Annotated in this window: 16 protein-coding genes; 5 read left to right on the plus strand and 11 right to left on the minus strand. The window is 69.4% G+C overall.

Annotation, left to right across the window (positions count from 1 at the left end):
- Positions 1 to 55: 55 nt before the first annotated feature.
- The gene (locus tag JOE46_RS05945; RefSeq protein ID WP_097213256.1) at positions 56 to 1,588 is read right to left on the minus strand and encodes a class I adenylate-forming enzyme family protein; all 1,533 of its coding nucleotides are present in this window, start codon (positions 1,586 to 1,588) and stop codon (positions 56 to 58) included.
- A gap of 125 nt (positions 1,589 to 1,713) precedes the next feature.
- Between JOE46_RS05945 and JOE46_RS05950 the strand changes: the two genes are divergently transcribed.
- Positions 1,714 to 2,334 (plus strand): TetR/AcrR family transcriptional regulator, encoded by a 621-nt coding sequence (locus tag JOE46_RS05950; RefSeq protein ID WP_209926539.1) that lies wholly within the window; start codon positions 1,714 to 1,716, stop codon positions 2,332 to 2,334.
- 29 nt (positions 2,335 to 2,363) lie between these two features.
- Positions 2,364 to 4,016 carry an acyl-CoA dehydrogenase family protein gene (locus tag JOE46_RS05955; protein ID WP_209926540.1) on the plus strand — a complete coding sequence of 551 codons (1,653 nt, stop codon included), beginning with the start codon at positions 2,364 to 2,366 and terminating at the stop codon, positions 4,014 to 4,016.
- 54 nt (positions 4,017 to 4,070) lie between these two features.
- On the opposite strand, the gene JOE46_RS05960 is transcribed toward JOE46_RS05955, so the two are convergent.
- From JOE46_RS05960 to infC, 9 genes are all read right to left on the minus strand, one after another.
- Positions 4,071 to 4,259 (minus strand): adenylate cyclase, encoded by a 189-nt coding sequence (locus tag JOE46_RS05960; RefSeq protein ID WP_097213253.1) that lies wholly within the window; start codon positions 4,257 to 4,259, stop codon positions 4,071 to 4,073.
- Positions 4,260 to 4,353: 94 nt separating this feature from the next.
- Positions 4,354 to 5,451, minus strand: a complete 1,098-nt coding sequence (locus tag JOE46_RS05965) for a DUF2332 domain-containing protein (RefSeq protein ID WP_209926541.1) — start codon at positions 5,449 to 5,451, stop codon at positions 4,354 to 4,356.
- Positions 5,452 to 5,481: 30 nt separating this feature from the next.
- The gene (locus JOE46_RS05970) at positions 5,482 to 5,955 is read right to left on the minus strand and encodes a hypothetical protein (protein WP_209926542.1); all 474 of its coding nucleotides are present in this window, start codon (positions 5,953 to 5,955) and stop codon (positions 5,482 to 5,484) included.
- Positions 5,956 to 6,067: 112 nt separating this feature from the next.
- Complete coding sequence (gene pheT, locus JOE46_RS05975; RefSeq protein ID WP_097213250.1) at positions 6,068 to 8,554, minus strand: phenylalanine--tRNA ligase subunit beta; 2,487 nt, start codon at positions 8,552 to 8,554, stop codon at positions 6,068 to 6,070.
- A 34-nt stretch (positions 8,555 to 8,588) separates the two neighbouring features.
- A complete protein-coding gene (gene pheS, locus JOE46_RS05980) occupies positions 8,589 to 9,659 on the minus strand; it encodes a phenylalanine--tRNA ligase subunit alpha (RefSeq protein ID WP_097213249.1) in 1,071 nt (356 codons plus the stop codon).
- 64 nt (positions 9,660 to 9,723) lie between these two features.
- Complete coding sequence (locus JOE46_RS05985; protein WP_097213248.1) at positions 9,724 to 10,536, minus strand: RNA methyltransferase; 813 nt, start codon at positions 10,534 to 10,536, stop codon at positions 9,724 to 9,726.
- A gap of 23 nt (positions 10,537 to 10,559) precedes the next feature.
- Entirely contained in the window at positions 10,560 to 10,949 is a 390-nt protein-coding gene (rplT, locus tag JOE46_RS05990) for a 50S ribosomal protein L20 (RefSeq protein ID WP_027503191.1), read from the minus strand.
- Positions 10,950 to 11,015: 66 nt separating this feature from the next.
- The gene (gene rpmI / locus JOE46_RS05995) at positions 11,016 to 11,210 is read right to left on the minus strand and encodes a 50S ribosomal protein L35 (RefSeq protein WP_027503190.1); all 195 of its coding nucleotides are present in this window, start codon (positions 11,208 to 11,210) and stop codon (positions 11,016 to 11,018) included.
- A 53-nt stretch (positions 11,211 to 11,263) separates the two neighbouring features.
- Positions 11,264 to 11,968, minus strand: coding sequence for a translation initiation factor IF-3 (infC, locus tag JOE46_RS06000; protein ID WP_097213247.1), 705 nt, complete (start codon positions 11,966 to 11,968; stop codon positions 11,264 to 11,266).
- A gap of 294 nt (positions 11,969 to 12,262) precedes the next feature.
- On the opposite strand from infC, the gene JOE46_RS06005 reads away from it, so the two are divergent.
- The 3 genes from JOE46_RS06005 to JOE46_RS26720 all read left to right on the plus strand — a co-directional run bounded on the left by JOE46_RS06005 (position 12,263) and on the right by JOE46_RS26720 (position 13,519).
- Positions 12,263 to 12,607 carry a DUF1844 domain-containing protein gene (locus JOE46_RS06005; RefSeq protein WP_077041805.1) on the plus strand — a complete coding sequence of 115 codons (345 nt, stop codon included), beginning with the start codon at positions 12,263 to 12,265 and terminating at the stop codon, positions 12,605 to 12,607.
- A gap of 72 nt (positions 12,608 to 12,679) precedes the next feature.
- Positions 12,680 to 13,099, plus strand: a complete 420-nt coding sequence (locus JOE46_RS06010) for a DUF1801 domain-containing protein (RefSeq protein ID WP_257017659.1) — start codon at positions 12,680 to 12,682, stop codon at positions 13,097 to 13,099.
- 291 nt (positions 13,100 to 13,390) lie between these two features.
- A complete protein-coding gene (locus tag JOE46_RS26720) occupies positions 13,391 to 13,519 on the plus strand; it encodes a hypothetical protein (protein WP_257017658.1) in 129 nt (42 codons plus the stop codon).
- A gap of 82 nt (positions 13,520 to 13,601) precedes the next feature.
- Here the strand turns inward: JOE46_RS26720 and uvrA are convergent, their stop codons facing one another.
- The gene (uvrA, locus tag JOE46_RS06015; RefSeq protein ID WP_097213245.1) at positions 13,602 to 16,559 is read right to left on the minus strand and encodes an excinuclease ABC subunit UvrA; all 2,958 of its coding nucleotides are present in this window, start codon (positions 16,557 to 16,559) and stop codon (positions 13,602 to 13,604) included.
- Between the last annotated feature and the right edge of the window lie 48 nt (positions 16,560 to 16,607).

The raw sequence follows: 16,607 nt of genomic DNA on the forward strand, positions 1-16,607 counted from the left end.
CGGGAAGATGCGTGGTTCGCAAGCTATCAGGCCACCGCAGCGGGCCCCGCGCCGGTCAGGACAGCACCGCCTCCCGGATCACGTGCTTGGTGAGCTTCCCGGAAGGATTGCGCGGCAGTTCGTCGACGACCACCAGCTCCCGCGGGATCTTGTAGCGGGCCAGCTTGTCCGCCAGGTAGTCCCGCAGCTCGTCCAGGTCCAGGTTCGCGCCGCCGACGGTCGCCACCACCGCGACCACCGTCTCGCCCCACTGCGGGTGCGGCCGCCCGATCACCGCCACGTCGACGATGTCCGCGCGCGGGCGGATCGCCTCCTCCACCTCCTGCGAGTAGACGTTCTCGCCGCCGGTGATGATGACGTCCTTGGTGCGGTCGACGATGTACAGGTAGCCGTCCTCGTCGATCCGCGCGACGTCGCCGGAGCGGTACCAGCGGCCCTCGAACACCTCGGCTGTGGCCTCGTCGTTGTCGAGGTAGCCGAGCATCCGGGTGTCCCCACTGAGCCAGATCTCGCCCGTCTCCCCCGGCCCGGCGTCGAGACCGTCCGGCCGGACCACCCGCAGGTCGACGCCGGGCATGCCGCCGCGCCCGATCGACCCGGCCTTCGCGATCTGCTCGTGCGGGTAGAGCGCGGTGCCGGTCGGGCCCATCTCACTCATCCCGTACACCTGATAGAAGTCCTCGGACCGGTACGCCTGCTGCAGCTGCCGCGCCACCTCGGCTCCGATCGGCGCACCGCCGTAGGTCCATCGCCGCATGGTCGAGAAGTCGTAGGTGGACATGTCGATGCCTGCGGCGCGGGCGACCTGCAGCGGAGCCAGGTACGCGATCGGTGCGCCGAAGAACGCGGTGATCTTCTCGGCGCCGATGATCTCGAGGAAGGGCAGCGGCGCATACTCGCGCATCAACACCACCGTGCCGCCGAGGAACATCGTCGGGACGAACCAGACGTTGAGCGGGGCCGCGTGCCAGATCGGCATCGCGATCAGCACCCGTTCGTCGCGGTCCAGGCCGAGGGTGGTCGCGATGTACGGCGCGACGGTCGTGATCGAGCGATGGGTGTGCAGACAGCCCTTGGGGGCACTGGTGGTCCCCGACGTGTAGAGCACCTGGGCGATCTCGGTCTCGTCGACGGCGACGCCGTCCCACTCGTCGGCGACGTCCACGAGCGCGTCGAAGTCCCGATCGGCCTGGCCCTCGGCGTCGCCACCCAGCTCGGTCAGCAGCCAATCCACCTGCGGCGCACCGGCCTCCGCATTCGCTCGGAGCCCAGCGGACACCACACCCACCTTCGCGCCGCAGTGGGTGAGCGTGTACTCGACCTCCGGGGGCGCCAGCTTGTGGTTGACCGGCACCAGGACCGCGCCCGCCCGCCACGCCCCGAAGGCCGCGATCACGAAGCCGGGGGTGTTGTACGTCATCACCGCGACCCGGTCGCCGCGCCGGACGCCCCTGCCGCGCAGCACCTCGGCCGCCCGCTTCGACGCGGCGACGAGTTCGCGATAGCTGAGGCGCTCGGCCCCGTAGACCACCGCCTCCTTGTCCGGGAACTTCCTGCAGGTGCTCTCCAGCATCGTCGTCAGGTCCATGGGTCCTCCTCGGGTGGCGCCCGGCCTGCGTTGCGGCCGGATTGCCGTCTACGGCGATTCGTTCTACAGTCGGGATCGTCAAGGATTGAATCACGATTCATAGTTTTGCGAAAGGCGCCGCCGAGATGGCCTACCGAGCGACGGAGAAGACCCGCGCGGCCCAGGCAGAACGTCGGGAGGTGCTGCTCGCCGAGGCCGGGAAACTGGTCGCGGCCGGCGGATTCTCCGCGGCCTCGGTCAAGGCCATCGCGGAGAACTGCGGCGTCAGTGTCGGCTCGGTGTACTCGTACTTCGACGGCAGGTCCGACCTGCTGGCCGCCGTGTTCCGCCGCGGCGCCGACCAGGAACTGAATGAAGTGCGGATGGCCGTCGCCGAACACTCGGGCGCGGCGGACCGACTGCGCGCGCTCGTCGAGACGTTCGCCCGCCGCGCCATCCGGGGCCGCCAGATGGCCTGGTCGCTGCTGTTCGAACCGGTCGATCCCCTGGTCGACGAGGAGCGGCTCATCTACCGCGGCTCCTATGCCGAGCTGACCACCGCGATCCTGCGCGACGGCATCGAGGAGGGCGAACTGCCCGACCAGCACGTCGGGATCACCGCGGCGGCGCTGATCGGCGCCATCAGCGAGTCCCTCACCGGCCGGCTCTCCCCCATTCCGGTGGAGCTGCCCGACACCTTCTCCGACGACGCCATCGTCGACGCCATCCTCCAACTGTGCCTGCGCGCGGTCGGTTTCACCGCCTGACCGCAGCCGATACCCAAGAAGGAATCACCATGACGAACACAGTCGCCTCGCCGCACAACACCCACGAGGTCTTCAACCAGGCACCCCCGCGGGTGGAGGTCAACGAGTACACCTCGAACGTCCCGCTCGTGGAGGGCGTGCGCCGGTACGACGCCGACTGGGCGCACAACGATCTCAGCGAGGTCGGCGCCCTGGTCGGCACGGAGGAGTTCCAGCACGACGCGGAGCTGGCCAACACCGTGCTCCCGACCCTGCACTCGCACGACAAGTACGGCCATCGGATCGACGAGGTCGAGTACCACCCGAGCTACCACCGGATCATCGGCGCGGCCGTCCAGCACGGTGCCCACACCTCCGCGTGGGCCGCCCCGAAGCCCGGCGCCAACGTCGCCCGCGCCGCCACCTTCATGATGTTCGCCCAGGTCGAGCCCGGCCACTCCTGCCCGGTCTCCATGACCCATTCGGTGGTGCCCGCCCTGGACTTCTCCCCCGAACTGGCCGAGCTGTGGCTGCCGCGTCTCTACGCCCGCGGCTATGACGGCGGCCTCGCCGCGCCCGGCAGCAAGCCGGGCGTGCTGTTCGGCATGGCGATGACCGAGAAGCAGGGCGGATCCGACGTCCGCGCCAACACCACCCGCGCGGTCCCGAACTCCGACGGCACCTGGTCGCTGACCGGGCACAAGTGGTTCTGCTCGGCGCCGATGTCGGACGGCTTCCTGATCCTGGCCTACTCCGACGAAGGCATGTCCTGCTTCCTGGTCCCCCGGGTGCTCGAGGACGGCACCAGGAACGTCTTCCGGATCCAGCGTCTCAAGGACAAGCTCGGCAACAAGTCCAACGCCTCGTCGGAGATCGAGCTCGACGGCACCATCGGACATCTGGTCGGCGAACCGGGCCGCGGCGTCCGCACCATCATCGAGATGGTCTCGCGCACCCGCCTGGACTGTGTGTACGGCTCGGCGGCGGGCATGCGCCAGTCGGTCGCGGAGGCGCTGTGGCACGTGCGCCACCGGGCCGCGTTCGGCGCGACACTGATCGACCAGCCCGCGATGACCGCGGTCGCCGCCGACCTGGCGCTCGAATCGGAGGCCGCCACCGCCACCGCGCTGCGCCTGGCCCGCGCCCACGACGAGGACGCCGACGACGCCGAGAAGGCGTTCCGCCGCCTCGCCACCGCGGTCAGCAAGTACTGGATCTGCAAGCGCGGACCGCATCACGCCTACGAGGCGCTCGAATGCCTCGGCGGCAACGGCTACACCGAGGCGTTCCCGCTGGCGCGCCGGTACCGCGAGCAGCCGGTGATGGCGGTGTGGGAGGGTTCCGGCAACGTGATCGCCCTCGACGTGCTGCGCGCCATGACCCGAGAACCCGAATCCGTGGCAGCCTTCGACGCGGAGCTCGCGCTGGCGTCCGGGGCGTCGCGGTTGTTCGACGACCACCTCAGCCGGATTCGCGGCGCGCTGGCCGAGCTCGCAACCCTGGACACCGCGCAGGCCCAGCTGCGCGCGCGTCCCGTAGCCGCGGCGATGGCCCTCGGCCTGCAGGGCGCGCTGCTCCTTCGCACCGCGCCGACCGCGGTCGCCGAGGCCTTCCTGGCGGCGCGGCTCGGACCCGAGCGCGACCTCGAATACGGCACGCTCCCCGTCGGCACCGACTTCGGGGCGATCCTGGACCGCCAGTAGTTCGAGGACGGCCGGCTCGGCGGGACCCAGGTCCGACCGGGCCGGCAGTTCGTCTCACTCCAGGCGCAGTGCCGCCGATCGGCTCCGGCCGTCCGGTTCGTCGGGGAATCCGCGGGGCTTGCGCTGCCCGAAGTTCTCCCAGATCGACACGATGAAGAGCATCGTGACCCCGATCAGGACGACCACGATTGTGGTGATGACGACCGCGAATCCGAACACGACCCCGATGTCCGACCAGACCATGGCGCTACCTCCACGTCTTTGTTATGAAGTTGCACTTTGGATGGCTACACCGTACGCCGAGGGACCCCGGGGAGCGCCTCGAATCCGCACGACACTAGGAGTCCGTCAGCCACGCGAGCATGCGGCCCCGCAACCAGCAGCGGCCGATTGCCTCAGCCCTGCGCACCGATCCGTCGAACACCGCCAGGCCGATGATGCTGTGGCCGGAGGCGTGGCGATCGCCGAGTGTCGGGATCGCGGGCGCGACTCCGACCCCCTCTGCCGACACCCACGCCACCGCCCGCCCGGCCGCCGCTTCGTCGAGACGGTGCAGGAAGCGCAGTCGACTCTCGAGCGGGAAGCGCGACAACGCCCACGTCGTGGTGACGACGGGCAGGGCGTCCGCGGGCACACGCGCGAAGGCGTCGGGCAACACCTCGACGGCGTCCCCGTGCAACAGCTGTGGAGGGGCGGTCGCCGCCAACGTCATCTCCGCTTCGAGCCTCGCGCTCCGCTCCGGCTGGTCCGGCCACAGGCAGGCGCGCAACCATCGGGCCTCGTCCGGGTCGGTCACGTCGACCGGATCGCGGTCGATGCCGATCCTGGCGACGACCTCGGGCATCGCCCGCGGCTGGACGGGCCGATCTCCCACGATCGACGTCGACAGCTGCACAGGAGAGGACGGGTCGCCCAGCGATTGTCCGTTGCTGTACGTGATGCCGACGCGATCGACGGTGAGATTCAGCCCGGCCGAACAGCCCACGTCGATCAGCCCGAGCGCGTTCGCGCCCACCCGGTGCGCCGCCTCGGCGATGGCCGGATACAGCACGCCGCCGTGTCCGGTCTCGTCGGTCCGCGGCTTTCGGCGCGCGGCGATGGCCACGACCGAGTCGGTCGATCGCAGCAGCGTGTCGATCGCCGCGCTCGCGGCCGCGTCGCCGTCCGCGGCGGCATAGGCCGCGGCAAGTGCCGGGGCGCGGCCGGCGAGGGCGAGGTCGTGCAGCGCGGCGAGCATCAGCGTGGGGTGCCGCTTGCGCGCCGGCGCCGTCTCGATGGCGCGCAGCGCCTCGTCGGACCCACTCAGCGCGACGGCGATGCGCTCGTACAGCGGCGATGTGCCGGCGGCGTCGACCTCACCGAAGCGTCGGTACGCCTGAGCGAGGGTGCGGGCCCTACCAGCGGGCGCGGCGCTTCCCACGGCCGGCCTCCGCATCAGGTCGATTCTTGCCAGTGGACGACAGCCCTAGGAGTCCATGGTCTTTCGGATCTCGTCCAGCTTGCTCTTCGCCGCCTTCTGCCGCTCTTCCCACTGCTCCGCGACGGTGCGGCCCGCCGGGGACTCGGCGTCGAGTTCGGTGGCACCCGCCGCGGTCCCGGCGCGGGTCTCGATCTTCTCGCGCACCGAGTCGAAAGTCGGCACACCGGAGTCGGTGTAGTCGGGTGCCGGCATCACGGTCGGCAACCCGGGTCCCGCTGTCGGCACCGGGACGTCCACCCCCACCGTCGGGTCAGGCGGGATCGGCACGTCGGCCGGGAAGGGCACCTCCGCCGGGATCGGCGCATCCGGCGACGCCGGGATGTCGCCGCCGATCGCGTTCGCGGCGGCCGCGATCGATGCGAGCCCCGGTCGGCCCGCGGTCGCGGCGGCGATCATCCGCACCAGTTCCTGGTCGGTGAGCCGGCTCAGCCCATCGGCAACGCTCTGGGAATCGGTCATGACACCTCATTCCGTCGACTTGCCGCAAGGCTACGTGAGCCCGCGTCGAGAGTGCACCTGCCGTACGGCCTACTCGGCCGATGCCCCGGCAGGTGCACTCTCGACGGTTGGGTCAGGCCCGAAGCTGCGCACCCACCGCGGCGGACGCCGCGGCGACCGCCGCGTCCCGTGCCGCGGAGGCCTCGTCCTCGGTGAGCGTCCGATCCGCGGCGCGGAACCGCAGCGCGAAGGCCAGGGACTTGCGACCCTCGCCGACCTGCGCACCCTCGAACACATCGAACAGGCGGATCTCCTCGAGCAGCTCGCCCGCGCCGGAGCGCAGCGCCGCCTCGACAGTGGCGGCGGGCACGGTGGCCTCGACCACGACCGCGACATCCTGGAGGACCGCCGGGAACGGCGAGACCCGAGGCGCAGGAAGCGATTCGGTGATCGGCAGCGCGGTCAGGTCGATCTCCACCGCACAGGTACGCGGCGGCAACCCGCTGCGCTCGAGCACCGCCGGGTGCAGCTCACCCGCGTGCCCGACGACAATTCCGTCGACCAGCAGCTCGGCGCCGCGGCCCGGATGCCAGGGCAGGTACTGAGCCGCCCTGCGCTCGAGGGTCACGCCCGCCGCATCGGCGATCGTCTCCGCGGCCGCGAAGGCATCGGAGGCCTCGACGGCGCGGCCCGAGCCCCACGGCCCGCTCGGCACCCTGAGCCCGGTCAGCACCGCGGCGACGTGGGTCGGCTGCGCGGGCAGCGACTTCAGCAGATCGGCGATCTGGTCGTCGGTCGGGCGACGGTCCACCGGCAGTGCCTGCACCGGCTTGGTGTCGGGTCCCGGCAGGACCACCTGCGCGATGCCGAACAACGCGAGGTCGCGCTGACCGCGAGAAGTGTTGCGGGACAGGATCTCCAGCAGACCGGGCAGCAGGGTGCTGGCCAGCTCGGGGCGATCGGTCTCGAGCGGGTTGAGCACCTTCGAGGTGGTGCGGCGCGGATCATCGGCGTCGAGGCCCCAGGTGTCGAACACCCCGGTGGGCAGGAACACCGTGGGCAGCACCTCGACGTACCCGTCGAACGCGAGCGCCCGACCGACGGCGCGGCGGCGACGCTGCTGCGGGGTCAGGCCGCGGCCTGCGGGCGCGGCGGGCAGCACGGACGGGATCTGCTCGAGGCCCTCGAGGCGCAGCACCTCCTCCACCAGGTCCGCGGGCTGCTCCAGGTCCGGCCGCCAGGTGGGCGGGGTGACCACGAGCTGACCGTGGCCGGATTCGCTGACTCCCACGTCCACGGCGCAGCCGACCTGGGTCAGCCGCCTCGCCGCGGTGCCGTTCGGGTATGCCACACCCGCCACCCGATCGGGCAGGTCGATGTCCATGCGGATCGGAGCGGGCTCGTTGACGCCGCCGACATCGGTCAGCACCGGTTCGATCCGGCCGCCCGCGATCTCCACCAGGAGCGCGGCCGCACGGTCGAGCGCGGCGACGGGCAGGGCCTGGTCAACCACGCGCTCGTACCGCTTGCTGGCCTCGCTGATCAGCTTGTGCCTGCGGGAGGTCCGGAACACCGCGAGCGGATTCCAGATCGCGGCCTCGAGCAGCACCTCGGTGGTCCCTGCGCCGACCTCGGTGCTGGCACCACCCATGACACCGGCGAGGGAGACCGCGCCCGTGTCGTCGGCGATCACCACGTCCTCGGCGTCGAGGGTCCGCTCCACCCCGTCGAGGGTGGTCAGCTTCTCGTCAGCGGCGGCCCGCCGCACGACGAGGCCACCGGTCAGCTTGTTCGCATCGAAGGCGTGCAGCGGCTGTCCCAGCTCGAGCAGCACGTAGTTGGTGACGTCGACCGCCGGGGAGATCGGACGCACACCGGAGAGCAGCAGCCTGCGCTGCAACCACCACGGGGAGACCGCGGCGGGATCGATCCCGGTGACGCGACGCAGCGCGAAGCGCGGCGATCCGGACTCGGGCAGCACGGTCAGCGGCCACGCCTCTCCGTCCGCCCCGTGCGTGGGCAGCACCGCGGGATCGGCGAACTCGAGATCGAACCCGCAGGCCAGCTCCCTGGTCAGCCCGCGAACCGAGAAGCAGTACCCGCGGTCGGGGGTGATGTTCAGCTCGATGATCGTGTCGCCGAGACCGAGCAGGTCATTGGCGTCGGCACCGGGCTCGGCCGTACCGGGCTCGAGCACCAGGATGCCCGAATGATCCTTGCCGATCCCGAGTTCGGCCACCGAGCAGATCATGCCGTCGGACACCTGACCGTAGGTCTTGCGCGCGGCGATCTTGAAGTCACCGGGCAGTACCGCGCCGGGCAGAGCCGCGACGATCAGGTCGCCCTCGGCGAAGTTCCTGGCACCACAGACGATTCCGCGGGGCTCGGACTCTCCCACGTCGACCTGACACATCCGGATCGGCTTCTTGAACTCGGTGAGCTCGGTGATCGAAACGACCCGGCCGACCACCAGCGGCCCCGGCACCCGGTGCAGGACGTCGACCTCCTCGACCTCGAGGCCGACGCGCACGAAACCGGCGTCCAACTCCTCGGCCGTCACCTCCCAGTCGGGGGTCGCCCGCTGCAGGATCTCGGTCAGCCACGATTGCGCTACTCGCACGTCTTCTCAGCTCTTTCGCTCGTGATGAAGTTCGTCAGGCCTGGACACCGAAGGGCAGCGTGAATCGCACGTCGCCCTCGACGATGTCTCGCATGTCCGGGATGCCGTTGCGGAACTGCAGGGTCCGCTCCAGGCCCATGCCGAACGCAAATCCGGAATACTCGTCAGGGTCAATTCCACTGGCCCGCAACACCTTCGGGTTGACCATGCCGCAGCCGCCCCACTCGACCCAGCCGGCGCCGCCCTTCTTGCCGGGGAACCACACGTCCACCTCGGCGGACGGCTCGGTGAACGGGAAGTAGTTGGGCCGCATCCGGGTCCTGGTGTCCGGGCCGAACAGCGCCCTGGCGAACGCGTCGAGGGTGCCGCGCAGGTGCGCCATGGTCAGGCCCTTGTCGATCGCGAGGCCCTCCAACTGGGAGAAAACCGGCGTATGCGTGGCGTCCAGCTCGTCGGTCCGGAAGGTGCGCCCCGGGCACACCACGTAGATCGGCACCTCCCGCGAGAGCATGGTGCGGACCTGCACCGGCGAGGTGTGCGTGCGCAGCACCTGTCGCGAGCCCTCGGGCGCGATGTGGAAGGTGTCCTGCATGGTGCGGGCGGGATGGTCCGGCAGGAAGTTGAGCGCGTCGAAGTTGAAGTGCTCGGTCTCGACCTCGGGGCCCTCGGCAACCTCCCAGCCCATCGCGACGAACACGTCGGAGACCTGCTCGGAGATGATCGTGATCGGGTGGCGGGCGCCCACCGGACGGCGCTGGGCGGACAGCGTCACGTCGATCGCCTCCGCGACGAGCACGGCGGCGTCACGCTCGGCCAGCAGCACCTCGCGACGGGCGTCGAATGCAGTGGTGGCCCTGGTACGCGCCGCGTTGACCCGCTTGCCCGCGTCCGCCTTCTCCTTGCCGGGCAACGCGCCGAGCGCACGCCGGACGAGCGACAGCGGCGCCTTGTCACCCAGGTGGTCGATCTTCGCCTTGGCCAACGCATCGAGATCGCCTGCGGCCGCGAACGCCGACTCGGCCTGCTCGGCCGCGGCACCGAGCGCGTCCTCGGTCAGAGCCTCGGTGTCGATCGGTCCTGAACTCTCGGCCTCGTTCTTTGCCACGGCTGGTCAAACTCCTCGTCGATGGTCGTCGCGCCGTGCGCACCCGGCGCACGGCAGAACAATCCTAGGTTGTCGGTCGGTCCTGCCGATGCTGCACCCGCGCGCTCGCGTACAGGCAGATGGCGGCGGCGGTCGCCAGGTTGAGGCTCTCCGCGCGGCCGTGGATGGGAATCCGCACCCGATGGTCGGCCCTCGCGGCGATGGCCGGGTCCAGCCCGTGCGCCTCGTTGCCGAACAGCCAGGCGGTCGGCCTGGCCAGCAACTCGTCCGCATCGTCGAGGTCGACCTCGCCGTCGGCCGCGGTCGCCAGGATCTGCACACCCGCGGCGGTGATCTGCTCGAGCACCAGTGCCACGTCCCGCTCCCGCGCGATCGGCAAGTGGAAGACGCTGCCCGCCGAGGAGCGAACGCACTTGCCGTTGTGCGGGTCGACGCTGTCGCCTGCCAGGATCGCCGCATCGGCTCCGACCGCGTCCGCGACCCGGATCACCGTTCCCGCGTTACCCGGCTCGGACACCGAGACGGGGACGGCCAGCAACCTGGGCGATCCGTCCAACGCCTCGCCGAGCGGAACGTCCAGGAGCCCACAGACCGCGACCAACCCCGGCGGGGTCACCGTGTCGCTCAGTGACCTGGCGGCCCGCTCGGTGATCGGCGAGACCCGCACGCCTGCGGCGGTTGCCCCGGCGATCAGGTCGCCGTACCTGGCGGCGGCCTCGTCGGTGAAGAAGAGTTCCTCCACGCGACCGGTGGCGAGCGCCGCGGTCACCGAGTTCGCGCCCTCGGCGAGGAAGCGCCCCGCCTTCTTGCGCTCGGCCCCGCGCAGCAGCTTGACAGCAGAAACGACCCGTGGAGTCCGCTCGGTGAACGGGTCCACGGGTCGCTCCTGGTTCAGCTTGCTCAGGCTGCTTCCCCGGCGGGGGCGTTCACGTCGGCAGGCAGTGCGGCCTTGGCGATGGCCACCAGGCCGGCAAACGCCTCGGCGTCGGAGACGGCCAGCTCGGCGAGGATCTTGCGGTCGACCTCGACACCCGCGGCGTTCAGGCCCTGGATGAAGCGGTTGTAGGTCATGTCGTTCGCGCGCGCGGCGGCGTTGATACGCGTGATCCACAGCTTGCGGAAGTCACCCTTGCGCGCGCGGCGGTCGCGGTACGCGTAGGTGAGCGAGTGGAGCTGCTGCTCCTTGGCCTTGGTGTACAGGCGCGAGCGCTGTCCACGGTAGCCCTTGGAGGCCTCAAGAATTGAACGACGCTTCTTCTGGGCGTTGACCGCCCTCTTTACGCGTGCCACTGGGAAATCCTGTCAATCTCGGAGCGCGACGGGCGCTCCTGGTTGGTCAAAAAGTGCTGGTCTCGATCAGATGCCGAGCAGGCGCTTGATGCGCGGGGTGTCAGCCTTGCTGACGACGGCCTTGCCATCGAGGCGACGGGTCACCTTGGTGGGCTTGTGCTCGAGCAGGTGGCGACGGCCGGCCTTCTGGCGCAGGATCTTGCCGCTGCCGGACACCTTGAATCGCTTCGAGGTGCCGCTGTGGCTCTTCATCTTGGGCATGGAGTCCTCAGTTCTGTGTTTCTTCGGTACTGCGTTCGGTCGAGACGGTCTTGCTAGCTGGTCGGTGCCTCGGGTGCGGCGCCTTCGGCCGGAGCCTCGGGTGCGGCAGCGGGGGCCTCCGGCACGGGCGGCGCCGAGGCGGGCCTCGGAACCTGGGGCACCGGAGCCTGAGCGCTCTCCTGGGCCTTGACGCGGGTCTTCGCACCCTTGTGCGGGGCGAGCACCATCGTCATGTTGCGGCCGTCCTGCTTCGCCGAGGTCTCGACGAAGCCGAGGTCGGCGACATCGGCACCGAGGCGCTGCAGCAAACGGAAGCCCAGCTCGGGGCGGGACTGCTCGCGACCGCGGAACATGATGGTGACCTTGACCTTGGACCCGGCCTCGAGGAAGCGAACGACGTTGCGCTTCTTGGTCTCGTAGTCGTGGTCGTCGATCTTCGGACGGAGCTTCTGCTCCTTGATCACAGTCAGGGTCTGGTTCTTGCGCGATTCGCGCGCCTTCTGCGCGGCCTCGTACTTGAACTTGCCGTAGTCCATGATCTTGCACACCGGCGGACGGGCGTCGGGCGCCACCTCGACCAGGTCGAGATCGGCCTCGAGGGCCAAGCGGAGTGCATCTTCAACACGCACGATCCCGACCTGCTCACCGCCAGGTCCGACGAGTCGAACCTCGGGTACGCGGATGCGATCGTTGATGCGGGTCTCAGTGCTGATGGGGCCTCCTAGGTTGAGCGGCGTGGTCGTCCTGACCGCCGGCAGCCCGTTGCCCGCTCTCTCCCAACAAAAGAGCCCCGCTGGATTTCACCATGCGAGGCCCGATGTCGACCGGTTCGATGTCCGCCGCAATCGCTCGCAGCCTTCATCCCCTCACAATGAGGGAACCCGTCCCCTGACATGATCTCCACACGGAACACCGTGTCGAGGCCACGCCCTTAGGGCGGGCGACCGGACCGCTGACCAGCGTGTTTGAGGCGCCAGATAGCGGTGGGAGTCGGACTCCACTTGCTGCCCCCAACGTCGTCGGGGGCGGTCGTGTATGGAAGTCTAGCAGGCATGACAGAGCAAACTCACACGGGCGACGTCCGCGAGCTGGCCGATGTGCCCGCAGTGGAGGTCATCAGCCGCGCCGCAGTGATGCTGATGAGCTCGGCCGCCGAGAAGCTCGGCCTCTCCTCACCCGACCCCGACGAGAGCGACCACCTCGACCTGGACGAGGCCCGCCGGGTGATCACCGCACTCGCGGGCCTGGTCACCGCCTCGGTGGAGTACCTCGGGCCGCACGCGGGTCCGATCCGCGAGGGACTGCAGGCGCTCCAGCGCGCCTTCCGCGAGGCCTCCGCCCATCCCGACGAGCCCGGCAACGGCCCGGGCGAGAAGTACACAGGCCCCGTCTACTGATCCCCGCCCCCAGCCGCCGTCGCGTGACCCGTTCGCGCGATGGCGGCCGGGGCGAGCGGCGATACTGGTCCCGTGGCGAACAAGACCCAGCCGACAGGCGCCGACGTCGACGCGTTCCTCGACACGCTGACCGACGATGTGAAGCGGACCGACTCCGAACGCCTGATCGACCTGATGCGCGCCTCCACCGGCGAGCCGGCCGCGATGTGGGGTCCGAGCATCATCGGATTCGGCGACCGCACCTACCGCTACGCCAGCGGGCACACCGGCAATACGGCACTGATCGGCTTCGCCCCCCGATCGACGGCCCTCACCCTCTATCTGAGCCTGAACCTGGACGAGCACCGTGACGCCCTGCAGCGCCTCGGTAAGCACCGGACCGGCAAGGGCTGCCTCTACATCAAGCGACTCGCCGACGTCGACGAGTCCGAACTCCGCGCGTTGATCGAGGCCTCGGTGCGCGCCGCCCGCGCACTGTCCGCCGACTCCTGAGCTGACCCGATCAGCGCGCCGAGCAGCACAGCGCCGCTGACCGCCGAAGCCCGCGGCCCTTTGTGATGGACATCACAATTCTTTGCCTGAATCGGCCCCCAGATTCCGTACGCACGTCCAGTCCCGCTCGTGTACAAAGATTCCGGATCGGGGGATCACATTCGCTCTGCCCGCCCCAGTCGTCCTACACCCGGGGATGGGGCAACAGCTCGATTCGTCTCCAGCCAACGACGTTGCCGGCCAGCCAGCGACTCGGAACTGAACACCGCACATCGCAATGAAGGAGCTCACATGCCCAACCCCAGTGACATCGACGGCCTGTTCGGATCGATTGCCAACATCATCAACTCCATGCTCGCGGGTGGCTCGTCGATGCCCGGCGCGATCCCGGGCACGGGCGAGACGGGCACGGGCCTGTAAGGGACCTGCGCTAAGCACTGACAACCGAACGGGCCGGGTCGTCTTCACGACCCGGCCCGTTCCGCGTTCTGTGCCCGCCGCGTCAGACCGCGGCCGCCGCCTTACGCGGCGCCCTCTTGCGCTTCGGCTCCCCCGTCGCCTGCGCCTTGGCCTTGGCCGCCTTGCCGTTGACGGCGGTGGCCTGCTGGTCGAGCACGTCCCGCAAGAACCTGCCGGTGTAGCTGGCGGGCACCGCCGCGATCTGCTCCGGGGTGCCCTCCCCCACGACGGTTCCGCCGCCCGATCCACCCTCTGGCCCCATGTCGACCACCCAGTCCGACGTCTTGATCACGTCGAGGTTGTGCTCGATCACGATCACCGTGTTGCCCTTGTCCACCAGTCCGTTGACGACGCCGAGCAGCTTGCGGATGTCCTCGAAATGCAGGCCGGTGGTCGGCTCGTCGAGCACGTACACGGTGCGACCGGTGGAGCGCTTCTGCAGCTCGGCCGCCAGCTTCACCCGCTGCGCCTCGCCGCCGGACAGCGTCGGCGCCGGCTGGCCGAGACGCACGTAGCCGAGCCCGACCTCCACGAGCGTCTTGAGATACCGGTGGATCGAGGTGATCGCCTCGAAGAAGTCGGCGGCCTCCTCGATGGACATGTCGAGGACCTCGGCGATGGTCTTGCCCTTGTAGTGCACCTCCAGGGTCTCCCGGTTGTAGCGGGCCCCGTGACACACCTCGCACGGGACGTACACGTCCGGGAGGAAGTTCATCTCGATCTTGAGCGTGCCGTCACCCGAGCAGGCCTCACACCGGCCGCCCTTGACATTGAAGGAGAAGCGTCCCGGCTGGTAGCCGCGCACCTTCGCCTCGGTCGTCGCGGCGAACAGGGTGCGGATCTTGTCGAACACGCCGGTGTAGGTGGCCGCGTTCGAGCGCGGCGTCCGGCCGATCGGCGACTGGTCCACCTGGACCAGCTTGTCGAGCTGGTCCAGCCCGTTGATCCGGGTGTGCCTGCCGGGGACCTGACGCGCGCCGTTGAGCTTGTTCGCCATCACGGTCGCGAGGATGTCGTTGACCAGCGTCGACTTGCCCGATCCGGACACACCGGTCACCGAGGTGAGAACGCCGAGCGGGAAGCTGACGTCGATGTTCTTGAGGTTGTGCTCCTTGGCCCCGATCACCGTGACCTGACGCTTCTTGTCGACGGCCCTGCGAATGGCAGGAACGTCGATCGTCGACCGGCCGGATAGGTATGCGCCCGTGAGGGATTCCTCGCAGGTCAGCAGCTCCTCGTACGGGCCGCTGTGCACCACCCGACCGCCGTGCTCACCCGCAAGCGGGCCGATGTCGACGACCCAGTCCGAGGTCCGGATGGTGTCCTCGTCGTGTTCGACGACGATGAGCGTGTTGCCGAGATCCCGCAACCGGGTGAGCGTCTCGATCAGCCGCCGGTTGTCACGCTGATGCAGCCCGATGGAGGGCTCGTCGAGCACGTAGAGGACGCCCACCAGGCCGGAACCGATCTGGGTGGCGAGCCTGATCCGCTGGGCCTCGCCGCCGGAGAGGGTGCCTGCCGCACGTGAGAGCGACAGATACTCGAGACCCACGTCGAGCAGGAAGCCGAGCCGAGCCTGCACCTCCTTGAGGACCTGACCGGCGATGGCCTCCTCCCGAGCTCCGAGCGTGAGGCTGTTCAGGAAATCCGCGCAGTCCGAGATCGACAGCTCGGCGACGTCCGCGATGGACTTCTTGCCGTGCTCGCCCGCCGCGATGGTGACCGAGAGGATCTCCGGCCGGAGCCGGGCACCGTCACACGCCGGACACGGCACGTCGCGCATGTACCCGTCGTAGCGTTCCTTCATCTGCTCGGACTCGGTCTGTTCGAGCCGACGGTGCAGGAAGGGCATCACGCCCTCGAACTCGGCGTAGTACGAGCGCGTCCGCCCGTACCGGTTCTTGTACTTGACGTGCACCTGGTCCGCGCTGCCCTCGAGCACCGCCTTGCGCGCCTTGGCCGGCAGTTCGTTCCAGGGAGTCGACATCTCGAAACCCATGATGTCGGCGAGTCCGGACAGCAGGCGGCCGAAGTACTCGGAGGTCTGCCCCATCGACCACGGCGCGATCGCCCCGTCCTCGAGGCTCAGCTCGGGATCCGGCACCACCAGGTCCGGGTCGACCTCCTTGCGGATGCCGAGTCCGGTGCACTCGGGGCAGGCGCCGTACGGCGAGTTGAACGAGAACGACCGCGGTTCGAGATCGTCGATCGAGAGGGCATGCCCGTTCGGGCAGGCCAGGGACTCGGAGAAGCGGCGTTCCCGGTCCGCCGCGTTCTCGTCCCGATCGACGAAGTCGAGGACGACGATGCCGTCCGCGAGGCGCAGCGCGGTCTCCACCGAGTCCGTGAGCCGCTGCTTCGAGCTCGCCTTGACCGTGAGGCGGTCGATGACCACCTCGATGTCGTGCTTCTCCTGCTTCTTGAGCTTCGGCGGGTCGGTCAGCTGATGCACAACGCCGTCGACCCGGACCCGGGCGTACCCCTGGGTGTTGAGCTGGTCGAAGAGGTCGACGAACTCACCCTTACGGGTGCGGACCACCGGCGCCAGCACCTGGAAGCGGGTGCCCTCCTCCATGGCGAGCACCTGGTCGACGATCTGCTGGGGGCTCTGCTTCGCGATCTGCTCGCCGCACACCGGGCAGTGCGGGGTGCCGGCACGGGCGTAGAGCAGACGGAGGTAGTCGTACACCTCGGTGATGGTCCCGACGGTGGATCGCGGATTGCGGTTGGTCGACTTCTGGTCGATCGACACCGCGGGCGAGAGGCCCTCGATGAAATCGACGTCGGGCTTGTCCATCTGCCCGAGGAACTGGCGGGCGTAGGCCGACAGCGATTCGACGTAGCGGCGCTGACCCTCCGCGAAGATGGTGTCGAACGCGAGCGACGATTTGCCCGAGCCGGACAACCCGGTGAAGACGATGAGACTGTCCCGGGGCAGGTCGATGTCGATGCCTCGCAGGTTGTGCTCACGCGCTCCTCGCACGATCAAGCGGTCCGCCACTCGATGTCCCTTCTCGTCGACGCAGAGGCGATAGTCCTCACGCGCTGC

The organism is Rhodococcus sp. PvR099 (genome assembly GCF_017833315.1).
GTDB lineage: Bacteria > Actinomycetota > Actinomycetes > Mycobacteriales > Mycobacteriaceae > Rhodococcus_G > Rhodococcus_G oryzae.